The sequence below is a fragment of the Fluviicola sp. genome (assembly GCF_039596395.1).
GTDB lineage: Bacteria > Bacteroidota > Bacteroidia > Flavobacteriales_D > Crocinitomicaceae > Fluviicola.
Genome location: NZ_JBCNJT010000002.1, coordinates 599,266 through 616,678 on the forward strand (window position 1 = coordinate 599,266; position 17,413 = coordinate 616,678).

General features: G+C 37.1%; 17 protein-coding genes and 1 tRNA gene. 8 read left to right on the forward strand and 10 right to left on the reverse strand.

The window, feature by feature from the left end; all coding sequences use genetic code 11:
- Nucleotides 1–103: 103 nt before the first annotated feature.
- The 3 genes from ABDW02_RS11625 to ABDW02_RS11635 all read right to left on the reverse strand — a co-directional run bounded on the left by ABDW02_RS11625 (nt 104) and on the right by ABDW02_RS11635 (nt 2,841).
- A complete protein-coding gene (locus ABDW02_RS11625; protein ID WP_343634725.1) occupies nt 104–1,606 on the reverse strand; it encodes a hypothetical protein in 1,503 nt (500 codons plus the stop codon).
- A gap of 324 nt (nt 1,607–1,930) precedes the next feature.
- Entirely contained in the window at nt 1,931–2,224 is a 294-nt protein-coding gene (locus ABDW02_RS11630; protein WP_343634726.1) for a YciI family protein, read from the reverse strand.
- Between the two features lie 131 nt (nt 2,225–2,355).
- A complete protein-coding gene (locus ABDW02_RS11635) occupies nt 2,356–2,841 on the reverse strand; it encodes a hypothetical protein (protein WP_343634727.1) in 486 nt (161 codons plus the stop codon).
- 318 nt (nt 2,842–3,159) lie between these two features.
- Here ABDW02_RS11635 and ABDW02_RS11640 point away from each other — a divergent pair.
- Nucleotides 3,160–3,232 (forward strand) — tRNA-Met (locus ABDW02_RS11640).
- A 1,508-nt stretch (nt 3,233–4,740) separates the two neighbouring features.
- Here the strand turns inward: ABDW02_RS11640 and ABDW02_RS11645 are convergent.
- From ABDW02_RS11645 to ABDW02_RS11665, 5 genes are all read right to left on the reverse strand, one after another.
- Entirely contained in the window at nt 4,741–5,016 is a 276-nt protein-coding gene (locus tag ABDW02_RS11645; RefSeq protein ID WP_343634728.1) for a hypothetical protein, read from the reverse strand.
- 122 nt (nt 5,017–5,138) lie between these two features.
- Nucleotides 5,139–5,324: a helix-turn-helix domain-containing protein gene (locus ABDW02_RS11650; RefSeq protein ID WP_343634729.1), complete on the reverse strand. Its 186-nt coding sequence runs from the start codon at nt 5,322–5,324 to the stop codon at nt 5,139–5,141.
- Nucleotides 5,305–6,033 (reverse strand): hypothetical protein, encoded by a 729-nt coding sequence (locus tag ABDW02_RS11655; RefSeq protein WP_343634730.1) that lies wholly within the window; start codon nt 6,031–6,033, stop codon nt 5,305–5,307. The genes ABDW02_RS11650 and ABDW02_RS11655 overlap by 20 nt, the downstream gene beginning before the upstream one ends.
- Before the next feature lie 11 nt (nt 6,034–6,044).
- Nucleotides 6,045–6,818: a hypothetical protein gene (locus ABDW02_RS11660; protein ID WP_343634731.1), complete on the reverse strand. Its 774-nt coding sequence runs from the start codon at nt 6,816–6,818 to the stop codon at nt 6,045–6,047.
- Between the two features lie 118 nt (nt 6,819–6,936).
- Nucleotides 6,937–7,797: a hypothetical protein gene (locus ABDW02_RS11665; protein ID WP_343634732.1), complete on the reverse strand. Its 861-nt coding sequence runs from the start codon at nt 7,795–7,797 to the stop codon at nt 6,937–6,939.
- A gap of 447 nt (nt 7,798–8,244) precedes the next feature.
- Between ABDW02_RS11665 and ABDW02_RS11670 the strand changes: the two genes are divergently transcribed.
- The 6 genes from ABDW02_RS11670 to ABDW02_RS11695 all read left to right on the forward strand — a co-directional run bounded on the left by ABDW02_RS11670 (nt 8,245) and on the right by ABDW02_RS11695 (nt 15,632).
- Nucleotides 8,245–9,849, forward strand: a complete 1,605-nt coding sequence (locus tag ABDW02_RS11670) for a class I SAM-dependent DNA methyltransferase (RefSeq protein ID WP_343634733.1) — start codon at nt 8,245–8,247, stop codon at nt 9,847–9,849.
- Nucleotides 9,849–11,288: a restriction endonuclease subunit S gene (locus tag ABDW02_RS11675; RefSeq protein ID WP_343634734.1), complete on the forward strand. Its 1,440-nt coding sequence runs from the start codon at nt 9,849–9,851 to the stop codon at nt 11,286–11,288. Before ABDW02_RS11670 ends, ABDW02_RS11675 begins: the two co-directional genes overlap by 1 nt.
- Nucleotides 11,288–13,033, forward strand: coding sequence for a restriction system-associated AAA family ATPase (locus ABDW02_RS11680; RefSeq protein ID WP_343634735.1), 1,746 nt, complete (start codon nt 11,288–11,290; stop codon nt 13,031–13,033). The genes ABDW02_RS11675 and ABDW02_RS11680 overlap by 1 nt, the downstream gene beginning before the upstream one ends.
- Nucleotides 13,017–14,027 carry a hypothetical protein gene (locus ABDW02_RS11685; protein WP_343634736.1) on the forward strand — a complete coding sequence of 337 codons (1,011 nt, stop codon included), beginning with the start codon at nt 13,017–13,019 and terminating at the stop codon, nt 14,025–14,027. Before ABDW02_RS11680 ends, ABDW02_RS11685 begins: the two co-directional genes overlap by 17 nt.
- A 61-nt stretch (nt 14,028–14,088) precedes the next feature.
- A complete protein-coding gene (locus tag ABDW02_RS11690; RefSeq protein WP_343634737.1) occupies nt 14,089–14,493 on the forward strand; it encodes an endonuclease NucS domain-containing protein in 405 nt (134 codons plus the stop codon).
- A gap of 35 nt (nt 14,494–14,528) precedes the next feature.
- Nucleotides 14,529–15,632: a hypothetical protein gene (locus ABDW02_RS11695; protein WP_343634738.1), complete on the forward strand. Its 1,104-nt coding sequence runs from the start codon at nt 14,529–14,531 to the stop codon at nt 15,630–15,632.
- A 25-nt stretch (nt 15,633–15,657) separates the two neighbouring features.
- On the opposite strand, the gene ABDW02_RS11700 is transcribed toward ABDW02_RS11695, so the two are convergent.
- On the reverse strand, nt 15,658–15,864 hold the full coding sequence (locus ABDW02_RS11700; RefSeq protein WP_343634739.1) for a helix-turn-helix transcriptional regulator: 207 nt from the start codon (nt 15,862–15,864) through the stop codon (nt 15,658–15,660).
- Between the two features lie 489 nt (nt 15,865–16,353).
- On the opposite strand from ABDW02_RS11700, the gene ABDW02_RS11705 reads away from it, so the two are divergent.
- Complete coding sequence (locus ABDW02_RS11705) at nt 16,354–16,692, forward strand: hypothetical protein (RefSeq protein ID WP_343634740.1); 339 nt, start codon at nt 16,354–16,356, stop codon at nt 16,690–16,692.
- A 95-nt stretch (nt 16,693–16,787) separates the two neighbouring features.
- Here the strand turns inward: ABDW02_RS11705 and ABDW02_RS11710 are convergent, their stop codons facing one another.
- Complete coding sequence (locus tag ABDW02_RS11710) at nt 16,788–17,402, reverse strand: DUF922 domain-containing protein (RefSeq protein ID WP_343634741.1); 615 nt, start codon at nt 17,400–17,402, stop codon at nt 16,788–16,790.
- Nucleotides 17,403–17,413: the final 11 nt, after the last annotated feature.

Consider the following 17,413-nt stretch of genomic DNA (forward strand, 5'->3'; position numbering starts at 1 on the left):
TGTGGTCAAAAACCCCGAGAGCAGAGCGAAACTACCAATCACCCCGCTGAAAAACCAATAACCTCAATCTCTTCGCGCTCTTCACGCCCTTGTGCTTAAACCATCACTTCACAATCCCATTCCCGGGCGCCACCTTCTTAAAATTCAGGTTCTGCACACTCGAAGTATTTTTCACCTTCTCAAATCGGAAAACCTCATTACTCACCACACGCTGAATACAGATATCGATCATCGTAGTGGAATTAGGCTGCAATGCTTTGTCGAACAACTCCTTCGAAGCATGGATCTCACAAGGCAGGTAGCGGATAAATCCGTCATCCGGTCGTGGACGAATAATCAATCCCAGTTCATTGATTCCCTTCAGTTCATCCAGCTTACAACCGTTCACAGTCATCGCTTTTCTCCCGTTAAGCACATCATAATTGAAGAAATAAGTAACCGTCGATTTATTCACCTGGTTGCATTGCCTGTCGGCGAAGAAACCCGTTGGCAAGCCATTCGGATCGTGGTTGGCACCCGTAAGGATCAGGTCAAAATCAGTCACCGGGTATCCCTCAGAATCCGTCAACCGGAATAAGATCATGGAATAACGGTCATGGATGTAGTATTTCTTCCCGAAAAGCCCTTTATCCTGCTCAACCAATCCTTTTTCCTGCACAGCTACCGTTTCTTTGGCAAAATCGGCTGTTACTTTTTGGTAATCCGCCTCGTTTGTCACCCCGATACAACGGAAAATCGCATTCACGACTTCCGTTCCTTTAGCATCCTTCGGATCTTTCAGCGGACTGCGCATAATTCCCATTTCTGCTCCCGAGTGGGATTTGTAGGTCATCACCCGGAAAGGAGTTGACGGAGCTTCTGCAAATTCGGAAATCTGAAGCTGGTTTGCCTGCCATTTTCCTCCTGCCAATTCAGGAGTTTGCTGCGTCAATTTAACGTAACGGCTGTTTTGGTTCGCCGCTGCAACACGCACTACCCCGTCACTTCCAAGTTCTCCCGTATACGAATTCAAATGGTCATACAACTTGCGGTCGATGTCCTGCCCGATTAAAGAGAAAGGAAAAATTCCGTTCGGCCCGATGTATTTCTGTCCGTTCTGTGTCCACTCCTTATTCAGTTTCCAGGCATCAGTACTTCCCAATTCCAGCCAATTCAACACGCGTTGTCCGGGTTCTACACCGTCAAACCACGATTTGATGCGGCTCAGGCGGCTTTTACCCAATTGGGCCAACGCAGAACCGAAATTTGCCGGGGCAAGCATTACCAAATGGCTCATCGGACAAATCTTATTCTGATCTTTATAGTAATTGCTCCACCAGGTGCGCACAACAGGTCCGCCGGTAGAATGCGTAATGCACGCAAAACGTTCCCCTTTCGCCAGGGTCGGCATTAATTGTTCCTGCACGGCTTGTTCCATGGCGCGGGAAATGTCTTCCAAACGCACTTCGTCATTGAAGCTGATGTAACGTCCCAGGAAAATGTGTTCGATTTTGAGTTCATAGCCGTAAGTGCCGGCTTCCTGCGCCAATCGCAGGGGCATTTCTCCGTAAGTATCGATGTTTGTGACACTGTATCCGTGAACGAAGGCAAGGGTTAATTTTTTCATTGTGAATAGCTTAAGATGTGGATTGAAAATTAGCAGTTTTTTTGATTTTGACAATACAAAAGTAACGTTGGAGGTCGTAATCTATTTATGTGAAGCACTGAAAATTTGTATAGTTCAATCAAGTTTCGTAACTTCTTAGTATGGAATATCTATTGAAATATATTTTTAATCCTGAATTTCGGAAAAAGATGAAACGCGTTATTAAGCGGCGGGCACTTGCACTCATTTTATCTCTATTAGGAGTAGCAACCAGATAATGCCCGATTTGAATGAAAAAGGTTGTACCATCGTGTACAACCTTTTCTGTTTCAAGTCTGTGAATTCCTATTGTTTAAAAACAGCTCTCATAGGATGATATTCATACTGATTCAAGCCATTTGCCGGGTCATCAGCAATCAATTGTTTCAGTTGTGCCTCGTCATCAACCGAAACAACTCCTGCTCCATAACCACCAGCCGGGTCCATCACCGGTCCGAAAACGATTGCGATGCCTTTTTCCAATAATTCCATCCAATAAGCCACGTGCTTTTGCATAATATCCTTTTCCGCTTCCGTCATATCCATAATAAAGCTCGGACGAGGCGGGTTGAGTTTCAAAAAATACTGTTGTTTGTCCATACGATCAATTTGTTGTACGGTACAAAGCTAAAAGGTTTATGCAATTTCCGGTTGATCTTCAAAACCCGGTTATAAAAAAAGGCTATTCACCAAGTGAATAACCCTTTCTATCTATCTGAAATTTCTATTGCTTACAAAGGCTGAATTGTTTCCACCGCTTCACACATCGGAGTTACCTGCTCAAGTGTCAACGGCGCAACACGCTTGTCGTAGAAGCGGTAAAGCTGTCCGCCGATCTCCACATACGATTCGAAATGCACCATCTCGCGACCCATCATCTTTTCCTGGAAGATGACAGAATGTGCTTTTGTCGAAATCAACTTTTTATCCGGGTTGGAAGCAATCTCCGCTTTCAATTTGTCCAGGGTCATGTCGTAGGCCGATTCCACGGAAATCACGAAATTGCTCCCGTTGGAAATGTAGTAACTATAAGTCTCTTCCAGGGCTTTCACTCCCGACGGAACGACCATCGTAGCGTTGATCTCAATAGCAGCAAGGCTAATGCGCTCCTTCCCTGCAGGAACCGCAGTTTTTGAAGTTGTTGTTCCGCTTTGTGCCGAAACGAAGGTGGTGCAACCCAAAGTTGCAACGATTGCTAATACAATGGCTTTGTTCATGATTTTGAATTTTGAGCAAAGATACGGCCCGGAAATGAATCAAATGTTAAGCAGAATGGCGGTTTTCGACTTATTCTAATATCTGTTTTAGTCAAGAAACGGATCTGTTTAAAACCCAATAGAATAGCGATTCCTGTACCATCAAAAAATTGATATTCGTTTTTCCTCGTTCTGAAGGAAAAGCGTCTTCTACTAAGAAAAAAAGAAAAGTTTTCCCTAAAAAGCTTGCATAACGATAAAAAGTGCGTATCTTTGCAGTCCACTAACGGAAACGACTGTTAGCAATTGAAATAGCAAAAAATCATTTTAAAGATATATTGCGGGGTGGAGCAGTTGGTAGCTCGTCGGGCTCATAACCCGAAGGTCGCACGTTCGAGTCGTGTCCCCGCTACACCGAACGACAGGGCATCATTTCTGATGCCCTTCGTTATTTTTGCACCTTCCGAAACCCCCGCCATTGCTGAGATTTTCTGAAAGAAGACATTTACTCTCGATGTTCGATACTCGCCTTTTTTGAAGTCATACACCAAACCGCTTGGAAACAACATTTTTTGAATACGCTTCTTAGTATCAATATCTCCGGAAGTCCACATTTTAGGGAGATCCAGAGCGATCTCGATTGCTTTTCTGATCGTTTTTTCAATGTTCGATAATTTAAAAGTGCTTTTGGAAAGAGACTCACCGATTTGGTTGATTTCTTCCTCAACCTCGGCTTTAAATTCCTCGTAAACTTCTTTGTCAATTTCGCCAAGTGCATGTCGTCGTTTCACTTTTTTCAGATCGGCTTCGAGCTTGATCAATTGGTTTTCCAGATTGGCGGTAGCGGATTTACTTTCTTCGGTCAATTCGTCGAATGATTCCAAAAGTATTGCATTCATCGGTTCAATGAATTTAGGATCAGCAAGTGTATACGCTCCTAATAAATCTATGAATAGGTTGTGCAGTTTCTCTCCGCTGACATTCTCTTTTGTCCCGTTGACATTGTTTTTATAGTAAGGCCGGTTATTTCTTGATTTGACGAGGTATCCCGTAAGGTTCGTTTCATTCGTTGCAGACTTCACAAAACCTTTTAAGGGCAATTCTTCCTTATAAGAATCATAATGTAATCCTTTCTTACGACGTTCATCCAGGATTTGATTGATATGCTTGAAAATCTCTTTGGAAATAATCGGTGGATGTTTGGCTTCGATAGCTTCGCCCGGAATTAACGATGAAACAATTACCCCGCAGTAAACCGGATTCCGTAAGTAGTCATGAAGGCTCTTTCGATCTTTCCGAAATCCTTCCTTACGAAGCTCGTTACAAATCCTTACGTTATCCCAATCATACTTATATTTCAGCATAAAGGCTTTGCGGAGCAATTTACCATCTTCGTTGATAACCAATACCGGGTCTTTTCCTCGCCCGGGATTTGTGTTGGTGTAACCAAATGGAACGGCTCCTACAATGAACCCGTTTCTCAACTTGTCCTGCATTCCTCCAACTGTTTTATCCCGACGCAGGTCGTTGTCGAACTTCGAGAAAAGCAGAAACAGATCTTGCTGAAATGTACCGGAAGAAGTAGAAGCATCTACTTCTTGAGTTGCAGAAAGCGCATACACACCTTCCTTTTTAAGTTTTTCAAGCACTACAGACGCACTCATCCCTGAGCGAGACAAGCGATCATAAGAATACACGATGATAAAGCTGACATCTTTTCGACGCTTGACGAATTCAAGCATCCGCTGAAACTCTTTTCGTTCGTCGGTTCGTGCAGATTCGTGAGTTCCTCCGAAGTATTCGATGACTTGAATACCTCGGCGGTCTGCATACATATCGCAATACTTCTTTTGTGTCTCCAAACTACCGTTGTTCTCGGCCTGTTCTTTCGTGGAAACACGGGTGTATATGACTGCTCCGTTACTTCTTCTTTGAGCTGGCAGCGCTTTTGCGGTTAACGCTGCAAACGATTCTAGTGACTTGTTCATTTTTCTTTCCATTACTAAGGTGCATAAGAGCTATTCTACATAACTCCCGCATGGTTTCTAAAAATTGTTGTCTTAATTCGATACTCATGTTCTCAAATCCCGGATACGATTTGAGGCTTTCGGCATTCATTTTTCCAACACGATTTTTTGTGAAACTCTTGATTTTGGTGAGTTCTTTGCGGATGTTCGCTATTAAATCCGTGACCATATTACGAGATATTTTGGTGGTGGTGAACCCTTTAGGGGCCAATTAATGCTAATTTTTGTTAAAACCTCCGAATAAACCTGTTTTATACAGGTCGAAGGTTCTTTTAAACGGCTGATCGCTTGTTAATCAATTGCCTGGAGGGCGTCTATTATCTCGTGCTGTTTGTAATAAATCCGTCCTCCCAAGCTGTACGCTTTTAGTAATCCCTCTTTGGTCCATTTGCGAAGCGTGGGGGATGTGATCTGTAAAAAGTCTACCGCTTGTTTACAGGTAAGCAATACGACTGTTTTAGATTTCTTTGCTTTCATTGTCTGTTTGTTGTTGAATGAATTCACGAACCGGTGCAATCAACTTTGGATTTTGCGCAAGTGTCATGGCAGTTCCCAAAACAGCCTGGAAATCTGCGTTACCAAGTTTCTTTTGGTACTGTGCAAATACAGCGATCAGTTGCGATGTGTCCAATCCGTTGATGGATTCCGAATCTGGAACTGGTTTCTCGGTTTGTTCCTGGTGATCCTTTGTGTTTAAAACGCCGTCCAAAAGCGAGGTTTTGCTCAAACTGCTGATCAAACCTGCAACTTGTCCGGAAGTATCCTTTTCTTTCGCTTCAAGAGCATTCCGCAATTGCTTGATGGTTCTTTTCTGTCTTTTTATTTTACTTCTCAGTTCGGACATTTCCATTCCCTGGGCATAATCCCGTTTGGTTCGTGCGATTAATGCATCTACTTGTATTTGGGTGTAGCCTCCTTTTTCGGTTTCCGGTTCTCTTAAAACAAAGGCATACTTATCTGCCACACGGGACGAACCTTTGTAGATCCAAATACTCAATTCTTGTGTCCATTCTCCCAAACACGCTTCATAGCTGTAAAACACATCCGTATTATTGGTTCGGGGTATTACGGTCAGGCGATCCAGGCGAATTTCGTAATCTCTGCTGTTTCCTTGTTTCTGTAAAAAGCACAACTGCTCGTAAAGGCGTTGAATGATTTCGGTGTTGTAAGGCTGTCTGCTTTCCATGATTCAAACGATTATAAAAGAGACGTGTCAGGCAGTTCATCCTCCCACGGATTCCGGTCCGGTTGATCGGAGAAAAACGCCCGTTCTTTAGGTATTGATTCCAAGTTATCCTGAATCGGTTCGTTCCAGGCTTCGGAGTAAGACGATTTGTTTTTCCTTGCATTATTCAATGGAGTAGAATCGAATTCCGAAGCTTCCTGATCTGAGTCCGATTCATCTTCACCCCAATCCATCCCCTCAACGCTTTCATTTGTTGTCATCTGTTCCGGATTCACTTCAGCAATCTTGTTGCTAGTAGATTGCTCTTCTTCCTGGTAATGCTTTAGCAATGTGGCATACAACCAACCGTCCTTCACGTCTTTCAATCTGTCCGCAATAGTCATTTCAGGGTTCTTGCGGTACTCTTTGGATTTAGCTACGCTATGTGCAAGTGTACTTGCCCCAACTACACGCAAAAGTCCGGATTCGTCGCCGATGTAATGTCCTGCTCCCATCAATGCAATAGCAGCAGCCGGAGCAATTTTCCCCAATGAAGCGCTTAATGCAGTTCCCAAACCAACACCGGCAATATCGGCAACCAGCTTCAACAAGGTATTTTGGACATTGTTTTTGGTTGGTCGTTCATTGAATCCGGCAAGCAATTGTTTGATGGATGAAGAACCAGGTTCTTTCCGCTTCTCTGCTTTTTTCTTTTTTTTCTTCTTGTCTTTTTTCGGAATCTCATCCAGGGAGAACTCATCGTCATCCAACAACTCCATCCGTTCTATTCTTCCACTTGTTTTCATCGTTTTTCTTTTTGTGTTATTAATCGGGATTCATCCCTGCTTTCATGCACAAAGTTACGATGCCTACAAGCGGTGGGGGCAGATCCGGGTGTACCCAGATTGAAGAATAAAATGAATTTCAGCCTTTTTGCTGGCTGTTGAGCAGCAGGTTTAAATCCTTATCAATCAAATCGACGATGGGTTTATGGGGCAAAGCATCAAAAAAAGGACGAATCAAAAGCAGGTTTTGAATCATTTTTGAAGGACTGGAATGATCAATGGGTCGTTTTAGCTTTTTGTAAATATCGGAATTGGCGATATCATTTACCGGAAGCCCTAACAATTGATGTAAAAGCATGGCACAATCCGATATATTCGCTCCTGCCCGTGGGCGAACCCCGGAAGCAGTAAGCAAGTAATGAAATACGAGTGTCTGTTGTGAACGGGTAAATCCAAATTTTGGCTTAGGCACGGAAGATTTTAAACGGATGGTTTGTTCCTTTTCATCCAGTTCTGCTTTGAATAGTACCAACGCCTGGTGATAGGCCAATAGTTCGAACAGATCCTCAGCTGACATATTCAACACCTTTTGTTCATCCGAAACAATTTCAGTAAGGGTATGATTGGAACTCAGTAAATCCCTGTAATATGCCGGAAGTGCATCGTAAACGCGAGGACTTCCCGATGTCAATGCCAGTAACGCTGCTTCAAGATCCTGATTGCTTTGTTCCTTAAGCGCTTCGAATTGCTCGTTAAACTGCTCAAATGTCCAGGTGCCGAATAATTGCAAATGATAATCGTGTAATCTCTTTAAGGATTGAAATAAGTGAGACAAACCCGGGATTTGCGCCATTTGACGTTCAATAGAATCACGCGTAAATTGGAGTGGATTTTCAACTCTCTTGATCCCATTCTGTAGTTCCGAATAGGTGGACTGGAATTGTTGCAGATAATGGGACGTTCTTTGCTCAATTTGGTCGGAAGGAGGATGATTTTCCATGGAAGTTTGATTATACTTCAAGTAACGAAATAATCGCTTATAAATTACAGGGGTTACGATTAAAAACTACTTGAAAATCCATTTGCGGGGATTTTCCTTTATTTTCTAAAAACACCATTGAATGGTTGCGTAATTATCTGTATTTATTTGTTTTTATTGCTCAAAGCAATATCACAAAAATTGCCATTCAATAATGTGTTTAAGATTTAGAATCGCATCCCGGATATAAGTTTATTTTTGCAATAAGGGTTAAAATTTAATTCTAGTAACTATTTACTGAAAAATAACGGTCTTTGATTATCTTGTTTGAATAGGTAACTTATAGATTGGTCGGTTTTTGTGGATGAACAGCATTTAAAAAATGCTTAGCTTGACAGCAAGATATTCAGAATAAATTTTGTTTCGATTTAGTGCGATAAAAAATAATTTTAGAAAGGATATAGAAATATGTTATCAAACGATTTAAAGTCAAAAATAAATAAGCTTTGGGATAAATTTTGGAGTAGAGGAATTACCAATCCAATTACGGCAATTGAACAGATTTCATATTTACTCTTTTTGCGTCGAATAGATGATGCGGATAAAGAAGCCCAAAAAGGAAACAAGGGATATAAGACCATTTTTATCAGAGAAAAGATTGATATTAATGGTAAACCTTTGAATGGTAAGAATGGTAAAATTCTTACAGAAAGTGCAAACGAATGTCGTTGGTCAAGTTTTTCTGTTTTAGAAAATGCGGATGAAATATTAGAGGTAGTAAGTAAAAAAGCATTTCCTTTTATAAAAGGTTTAAATGATCCCAGTCAGCCTTACTCTAGACATATGCAAAATGCTGTTTTCGGAATCAACAGTGCAACATTGCTGAAGGAGGCTATCGATGATATAAATAGCATTTTTGAAGATATTAAAAAGCAACAAGGGGAAGGACAACAATTTCAAGATACTCAGGGAGATGTTTATGAATATCTAATTAATGAGATTGGTACTTCAGGTAAAAATGGTCAGTTTAGAACTCCAAGACATATCATTCAATTCATGTGTGAACTGATAGATCCAGGTTTGAATGATAAGATTTGTGATCCTGCTTGTGGTACAGGTGGATTTTTACTAGGAGCCTATCAACACATACTTACGAAAAATACAAAAGCATCAAATATTGTAGAGGACGAAAACGGATTAAATCGTTTTAAAAGAAATGGTGGAGAGGAAATAACTGATCAAAAAATCTGGAATAAGTTGGATAGTAATACCTTTTTTGGTTTCGACATCGACCAAAACATGGTACGTATTGGCTTAATGAATTTGATGCTTCACGGAATAAAAATTCCGCAAATTGAAAATCTGGATTCTTTATCTAAGCTATATGATGCACAACATAAGGATGGGGAATATTCAATCATTCTTGCCAATCCACCATTTACGGGAAGAATTAACAAAGAAGGCGTCAGTGATAAACTCAAAAATTATGGAACTCAAAGTGAATTACTATTCTTAATTCGTATTTCCAAAATGCTTCGGAAAGGAGGCAAAGCTGCAGTAATTATTCCTGAAGGAGTTTTATTTAGTGCGAACAAAAATCAAAAAGCCACAAGAGAAGTCTTGCTAAAGGATAATGCTATAGAAGCAGTAATTTCTTTACCAAGTGGAGTATTCAAACCTTATGCAGGCGTTAAAACTTCTATTTTGGTCTTCTCTAAAATGAAAGAAAACAGCAATGTCTTTAATACTAAAAGAGTCTGGTTCTATGAGTTGAAAAATGACGGCTACAGCTTAGATGACAATAGAAGAAAGTTATCTGACAACCCCCTTCCAATTGCCAGAGACGCATTTAATCAAAAACAAATAAACACTCCAATTGAAAGGCTTACTCATTTTTATGTCCCTATTGATGAGATTGAAGCTAATGAATTTGACTTAAGCTATAATCGTTATAAACAATTTGAATACAAAGAACAGAATTATGATCCACCAAAGGAAATATTGGAAGCTATTCTTCAATTAGAGGATATTATTCGAAAGGAAATGGAAGAACTACAAAACATGATTAGATAATGGAAGTTCTACTTAAAGATATCTGCGAAATGAAAAGTGGTGGCACTCCAAAAAAGAGTAGCCCTATTTTTTATGGAGGAAATATACCATGGGTGACTATTTCTGATTTTAAAAATTCTGTTAATGACGTTATTTATGAAACAGACCAAAATTTAACAGAAGAAGGATTAAAGGAAATCAATAACAGAATTTTTCCTAAAGGAACTTTGTTATTGGCGATGTATGGATCTGTTGGGAAAACAGCCATCCTCGGAGTAGATGCATCTACAAATCAAGCAATATTAGGTATCCAACCCAAAAATTATGAAGTATTAAATATTAACTATTTGAAATTTTGGCTAGATCATAATCAAGAATACCTTTCTTTTCAAAGTAAAGGAGCAACACTAAAAAATATCTCACTTTCCATAGTAGAAAAAATGAAAATTGATCTGCCAGAAATTGAGACACAGAATAGGATAGTTGCGTTATTGGATAAAGCAAAAAGTTTGTTAGAAAAGAGAGATAAAATACTAATGTTGTATAATGAGTTTCTCAAATCTATATTTCTTGAAATGTTTGGCGAAAAAAACCCAAATTTCAATTACTGGCAAGAGGTGTCAATAGTGGAATTAGGAAAGAATAAAAAGAGTTTTAGAACTGGACCTTTTGGAAGTAGATTAAAGCATGAAAGATTTAAAGAAGAAGGAGAAATAGCTGTTTTGGGAATTGATAATGCTGTTGAAAATACTTTTAAGTGGAAGAAAAAAAGATTTATTTCAATAGAGGATTTTAATGAATTCAAGAATTTCCAAGTTTTCCCGAGGGATGTTATAATTACGATTATGGGAACAGTTGGTAAATCAGCAGTTATTCCTGAAAATATAGGGACTACTATAAATACTAAACATTTGGCTGCCATTACATTAAATGAAAATAGATGTAATCCATACTATTTAGCATTTTCAATTCATTCTAATCCTTACATTACAGGACAATTAAGAATTAGAGAAAGAGGGGCTGTAATGAATGGTCTTAACTTAACTCTAATAAAAGAATTAAAAATAAAAGAGGCACCAATTGAACTTCAAAATAGATTTGAGCTAATCTATAAACAAAGTATTAAGGCAATCAATAACATCATTAATTCTAAACACGAACTTCAGAAATTATTTGACGTGTTATCATATTTACTTTTCAAAGGTGAATTAGATTTTAATACAGCTGTAGATTTGGAAATGTTGTTAGAAAATGATTATTCATTCTTTAAACAAAATAGTAATCAAGAGACTATAAATTTATTATTGGAAAGATTGGATAAAGATGAGCTAAACAACAACCGGTTTTACGATCAAAGACTTTATGATAAAGCAAAAGAATTCGTATTTGAGCTTCTAAAAGAGAATAGAATTAAACAAGTATTTGATGATAATTCGAAACGTGTAAAACTGACTATTTAATGAAATTACTCCGATTAAAAATAGAAAACAAAGATGGATTTCGAAGTCTCCAACAAGGCTTTGAAATAAACTTTCATTCTTTGGCTAATACTGAAGCGATGGAATACTTTCGCCCATTTTGTTTTGCAGGTTTAAACGGAAGCGGTAAATCTAATGTATTAGAGGCTTTGGCCAATATCTTTTATCATTTAGAGGTTTGTGTGGCACGATATTTACCTCAGAGTATTAAAAATCCTGAGAACTTTAGAAGAACAGATTGCACACCGGATGCTTTTACTTTAGAATATTTAATCGGTCAACATAATAGAAAATATTATGCCCTTTATTACTTTGATAAAGTGACGATTATTAAAGAAGAGGGTAAAGAACCACAAATGTTCATCCAATCATTTCCTTTCGATGAATCAGCTGAAAGAAGAGAGGTTTCACTAGTACCTTCAAAAGGTAAAGAATCCGCTGCGGAAGGAAAAACATATTTACCTGCTCATATCATTGGATATTCGTCAGGAGAAAATGAAATTTTAAGTTTACCATTTATAAAAAGCCGTCTAATTCATTTAGACGAGTATTTGCAAGCGGTTAGAGATAATTATAGTGAATACCAGGAAGCAGAGAATAGTTTGATTTATATTGACAATAATATGAGTCAAGCTGTACTATTAACTTGCTTGCTGTTTGAAGATGATGAAACTTTGGCACCTCTTAGATCTGTAGATAATACAGGTATTTTGGGTTTAAGGAGCTTTAGGATGAGCATTCACCTGCACGAATTTGAGTTTGAAGACTCTAGAGGTAATACAAAAAAACAACCAATAATAGATTTCCTTGAATATAGAGAATTAAAAGATTTAAAAGAATGTGCTACTTCTTGGTTTTTGGATTATAAAACCGATACATTATACTTAGATTTCTACGTAAACGATGCAACAAAAGCAGCTTTTAGAAATCATTTTAATAACAATGCATTAAAATGCTTTCACTTATTTCGTCTACTTTATGAGTTAAATAATTATATCATCGACGAAAAAACCAAAGCAGATGTTTACCAATCTAAAGGTATTTACACGGATGGTAAATTACCGGTTCCGAGTCCATCTCAGGATATATTTCATTTTTTAGATTTTTACATCACTAAAGAATTAAAGAAAACTGGGGAGCAAAAAGATTTGTTACTGAGAAGTTTTTCTGATGGAGAACATCAATTCATACACACGATTGGAATCTGTTTACTTCTTAAAGATAGACGGACTTTATTGTTGTTAGATGAACCAGAAACCCATTTCAATCCGAGCTGGAGGGCTAAATTTGTAAAAGTATTAAATGATAGCATTGAGGCTGGAAACAAAGGGAATGATTTCAATGTACATTTATTAAAAGATGTGTTATTAACTTCTCATTCTCCTTTCATCATATCTGATTGTTTGCCAGACAATGTAATTTTATTTGAGAAAGATGAGGAGGGTAAAACTACAGCTAAAAAAGTTTCGGAACTTGATAATGCCTTTAATACATACGGAACATCTGTTGAATTAGTACTAGACAAGCTTTTTAATTACACTCAATCAATTGGAGATTTATCTTATTCAGAAATTGAAAAAATAAACATTGACGAAATAACTACCTCTGAAGAAATTGCAAATGCGAAGACCAAATTGAGAAAATTTGGAGAATCCATAGAAAAAGATATGGTATTATCTCAGCTTAATAAGAAACTTAAAGATAATCCGGATGCTAAGAACTTATAAACCATTGGACAATCATAACGTTTTCCTTTACCAAACTCATGTCCAACATTTGATTTGTAATGTTTGGTGTAATGCGGTAAATGAAAAAAATTGTCAAGATTTACTATCAGAAGATTTCGAGGTTATCTATTTAGCAAGAGATTGGGTAAAGACGGCAGTAGACGAAATTTACGAAATCTGTAAGGGATTATCTGAAGATGAAAGAGCCGCAATTCGCAAAGCTTTTTTTATTAATAATGATATTGAATCATTGTGTGAAGGTTTATCAAGACCCATTGAGCTGAATACATTAAATTCTATCGTTGAACAAAAAATGAAGCCATTATTGGTTCGTTTTTATAATGAATTGATCAATACCAAAGAAAAATTAGATTATTACAACAAGCTAATTGAAAATAGCGGTCACTACAAGTTCTGTCCTTGTTGTGGTTTGACACCCATTGAAAGTGCTGAATCTCATTATCGGGAAGATAATGATCATTATTTACCCAAAGCCGACTATCCCTTCGCATCAGTGAACTTCAAAAATTTACCTCCTTTGTGCAGTAAATGTAATAAGAAGTGTAAATCGACTAAGAACCCATTTGAAAATAGAAGAATATCATTTTATCCTTTCGTGCCTTTAGAAAATGAGTTTGAAATTAGCATTGAGATAAATGATTTGGGTTCTACAAACTATTTAGAATTAAAAGAACCAGAAGTTGCAATAGGCTTTAATAATGATGTTGATAAAGTTGATACGTGGAACTGGTTATTTGAAATTAATACAAGATATAACGAAGAAGTTCGACAATTTAGTAAAACTGAGTTGAGAATTTTGGCCAATCGATTTAGAAGAAATGAAGAACGGAAGCAAAGTATGTCTTATCAAGAAATATTAAACGATGCAATTGAAGATTATACCTTTGATAAGTATGATGACCGAAAATTTTTAAAAGCACCATTTCTAAGAGAAATGTTGAACAAGCCCGAGTGGTTGGCAACTTATATATAAAATCGTAATTTGTTATCAGCCAAAATATCCACTTATAAATACTCACTGAAAAAAAGTACTCATGAAAATCGAGCACATCATACGAGATTACATGGTCGAGAATCCTGATTTCATTGAAGAGGGATTAAAGGTGGTAGAGAAAGAACATTACCTCCCGGATGAAATAGGGACAAGTGGTTTTATAGATATATTGTGTAGTGACATCTACAATAACTTCGTCATAGTTGAAATTGGTCCGACTCTGCGGCCAGGCAGACTTTTACAGAAGTCCTTAAATACGCTCAACTCATCAAGAACAGGTACAATGCCCGCAATAGTGAAATCCGGATTATCATTGTTTCTACCCATTGGGATGAAATCATTCAAGCATTTTCCAGTTTATGTGTTGATTCTCCTTTTTCTATCAAAGGTTTTCAGATTAATATTAATGAACAAACAAAAATACCCGAACACAAAGAGGAAATAGCACCAATCTCCTCCAAGTTCTTTGCTAGGAAGTTCATGCCATCACAAATAATGTATCTGTTTCGTTCAGAAGACAAACGCCAGGAAGCTCATAAAATTTTGGACCAAAAACTGCAACTTGCTAATACTTCAGATTACGTATTGGTGAATCTGGATGCACCTGACAGAAAAGAAATAATTTTTCCTTATGCTATAAATGCTGCCCTCCAAAGGGTAACCAAGAAAGAGTTATTACAGTCGATTGCTCTCTTAGACGGAGAGAGTCATTTAGATATGGAAGAAGAAGAGTTCGAAAATGAGTTTGAATACCTAAACTATCTGGAAGAAGTGTTGATAATGTCTCTTGAAATGACACACTATGTAGATGACATCGAAGCAGGATATGCTGAAAAGTTTGAAAGTGTCATAAGTACTCAAGGCTGGAAAATTTCATCAATCAATCGTTATGGTATTTTTAAAACGGACCCAAGATACACTGACGAATTGCTCATTAAAGAGTTAAAGGGGCATGATGGCAACAATCCAAATAAATTTGTTGGTTTTTCAGAATCAACTCAAAAAGAAAGGTTAAAGGAAATTCGATTAGAATGTCAACATTGCTTAGTTCACACTCCCCATTGGGCTGAGTTTATCGACCGTATATTTAGTGATTTGGAAAGCAAAAAGGATAAATACAGAGTAATTGTTGATGTCTATAATCCTGACTCCATTATTAAAGCATTCTATTTTACATTAATAAAAGGAGATTCCAATTACCTTCCATTGTTTCACCTCATTGTAGATTACATAGATGAGAATAAAGTTGAAATCTATAGAGGTGAAATTAAATCCATCGGAATTACGCCTCGTTTAAAGCTATTTACTTCACCTGACGGTAGTGGTGTGTATAATGAAATAATCAATTCGATGCTAATTCCTGATTGTGAAATTGATGCTTTTAGAATGGGACTTCGTTATGTGATATCAAAGACTGAAATCGTTGATGATAAAGAATTACCTGAGCTATTTGTTGAGATCGATGAAAATGCGGTAGTTCCTGATACTAGCAAATACTATTCACTGGAAGAGTATTTTATGACTAACAAGAGTTCGATTGCGCTGATGTTAAAAAATTATGGACGATTCGCTTTTCATATGTAGGTTTGAATCAATCTATTTAAGATTATTACTTTGTGGAGTGAAGCAGTTCTCTAACATCTACCTTCAAAGTATCTGCAATCAATAACAAAGTTTCCAAAGAAGGCTGCATATCGTTCGTACACCACCGGGAAACAGTTGTAGTGTTCTTTCCGATCTTATCTGCCAACCATTTATTAGTTCTTCCTTGTTCCACCAGAACTACTTTTATCCTATTAATTGCTTTTTTGGCCATTTTAATTTTTGAATACGTAAAGAAAATATCCTTTTACATCAAAAATATAGCTTCCAAATCAATTGATTTGATTATGTAATTCGCCTATAAAAAATCGTATAACAAAAATATATTTGTGTAAAATGAAATGTTAATGTATTTTTACACTAATTAAAAGTTAACTAATATCCTATTGGATATAACTTGTTCTATATTTCGATATGAATTAGTACTATGAAATAATAGTACCTTTGGAGAGATAGAATTCAAAGAAGGTACTTCTAAAATATTAAGAGTAGCGTTAGCTATTAGGTCTTGCCCTCAAAATCGCCAAAATTAAGACACGCAAGAACTGATAGACTAACCACTCCTGGAAACGGGCGTGGTTGTCTTTGGTTTATTGTGTGTCGGGTGTTTGGCGATACCTTGAGGACAGTAAGCTGAGCACCACGCCTGCTTGTTTTATCAACCCCCGTTTTGGTGCTGAGCGGGAAATTAAACCTTCTCCAAATGGAAACACTACCACACGCACCAATAGAAACCCGAAAGACATTCATTTGTAATGAAACCATTATCATTAATCTGATCAAGCAGGATTTGATTAACTGGAAAATGATTCATTCACTTCAAAAAGTGCAGGTTCGCGCAGACGATTACCAATTGGATATTAGTTCTATCATTTTCGAAATCATGGACCTGGAGAATCGGAAAGATGTAGATGAAATCTTTGAGAAATACATGGAACTATCAAAGCCGGTGCTAAAGCTATACTCAAGCCTGTCAAACCGGAAAATTGATTTGCTGGCTTCTAAGATTTATGATTATTTGGAAAAGTGTAGACAAAAATGAAAAATCAGATCCAAATGGATCTGATTTTTCATTTAATCTGAATATTTCTTGATCACTAAAATTTATGTAGCAATCAACTGATAGACTCTGAAATCCTATTTTTTAGATCTAACCCGCTTAATAACCACCCTGGTCTTCGAATATCGTTCTAATTCTGTTAATTCCTTAGCAATTTTTATTTCCCAAAGTTTTTGTTTTTCAGAAACAAGTCCATGATTTGTTTCTTTATCATACTGATTATTAAGAGTTCTTCTTGTTAACACGGCTTTTTCAAATATTCTATTTATCATTGGATTAATGCTGTCTAAAGAAGTGAACTTGTAATCTAAAAATTCCTTTCTTAATTTTCTAGTAGCTAATTCTGCAATATCAAAATGCAATTGTTCGTGTTTTAAAAGATTTGTCGTCGTTATTTTTTTCCACGATTCTTTTTTTCCAAAAGAACATACAAAATCATAATCAACTATACTATCACAACGAGTATTAACCTTACTATCTATGATAGTGTACGTAGAAGCTTTGTATTTGCTTTTCTCGTCGGGCTTTCCTTGAAAATCATCCCAGGTTAATTTTATTTTAGGATCCCAAAAAATCACATCAGCACCTTTACTTAGTTGTTTTTTAGGTAATTGATTACCATCTACCAAGGAAATGCTTGAGATCGAAAATAAAATAAAAATCATTAAATAGCTTGGTTTCCTCTTTTTCATAATTATTACTA

Excerpts from the sequence above, each read along its gene's own strand:
- ABDW02_RS11625 (WP_343634725.1), bottom strand. The coding sequence starts at position 1,606 with ATGAAAAAATTAACCCTTGCCTTCGTTCACGGATACAGTGTCACAAAC.
- ABDW02_RS11630 (WP_343634726.1), bottom strand. The coding sequence starts at position 2,224 with ATGGACAAACAACAGTATTTTTTGAAACTCAACCCGCCTCGTCCGAGC.
- ABDW02_RS11635 (WP_343634727.1), bottom strand. The coding sequence starts at position 2,841 with ATGAACAAAGCCATTGTATTAGCAATCGTTGCAACTTTGGGTTGCACC.
- ABDW02_RS11645 (WP_343634728.1), bottom strand. The coding sequence starts at position 5,016 with ATGGTCACGGATTTAATAGCGAACATCCGCAAAGAACTCACCAAAATC.
- ABDW02_RS11650 (WP_343634729.1), bottom strand. The coding sequence starts at position 5,324 with ATGAAAGCAAAGAAATCTAAAACAGTCGTATTGCTTACCTGTAAACAA.
- ABDW02_RS11655 (WP_343634730.1), bottom strand. The coding sequence starts at position 6,033 with ATGGAAAGCAGACAGCCTTACAACACCGAAATCATTCAACGCCTTTAC.
- ABDW02_RS11660 (WP_343634731.1), bottom strand. The coding sequence starts at position 6,818 with ATGAAAACAAGTGGAAGAATAGAACGGATGGAGTTGTTGGATGACGAT.
- ABDW02_RS11665 (WP_343634732.1), bottom strand. The coding sequence starts at position 7,797 with ATGGAAAATCATCCTCCTTCCGACCAAATTGAGCAAAGAACGTCCCAT.
- ABDW02_RS11670 (WP_343634733.1), top strand. The coding sequence starts at position 8,245 with ATGTTATCAAACGATTTAAAGTCAAAAATAAATAAGCTTTGGGATAAA.
- ABDW02_RS11675 (WP_343634734.1), top strand. The coding sequence starts at position 9,849 with ATGGAAGTTCTACTTAAAGATATCTGCGAAATGAAAAGTGGTGGCACT.
- ABDW02_RS11680 (WP_343634735.1), top strand. The coding sequence starts at position 11,288 with ATGAAATTACTCCGATTAAAAATAGAAAACAAAGATGGATTTCGAAGT.
- ABDW02_RS11685 (WP_343634736.1), top strand. The coding sequence starts at position 13,017 with ATGCTAAGAACTTATAAACCATTGGACAATCATAACGTTTTCCTTTAC.
- ABDW02_RS11690 (WP_343634737.1), top strand. The coding sequence starts at position 14,089 with ATGAAAATCGAGCACATCATACGAGATTACATGGTCGAGAATCCTGAT.
- ABDW02_RS11695 (WP_343634738.1), top strand. The coding sequence starts at position 14,529 with ATGCCATCACAAATAATGTATCTGTTTCGTTCAGAAGACAAACGCCAG.
- ABDW02_RS11700 (WP_343634739.1), bottom strand. The coding sequence starts at position 15,864 with ATGGCCAAAAAAGCAATTAATAGGATAAAAGTAGTTCTGGTGGAACAA.
- ABDW02_RS11705 (WP_343634740.1), top strand. The coding sequence starts at position 16,354 with ATGGAAACACTACCACACGCACCAATAGAAACCCGAAAGACATTCATT.
- ABDW02_RS11710 (WP_343634741.1), bottom strand. The coding sequence starts at position 17,402 with ATGAAAAAGAGGAAACCAAGCTATTTAATGATTTTTATTTTATTTTCG.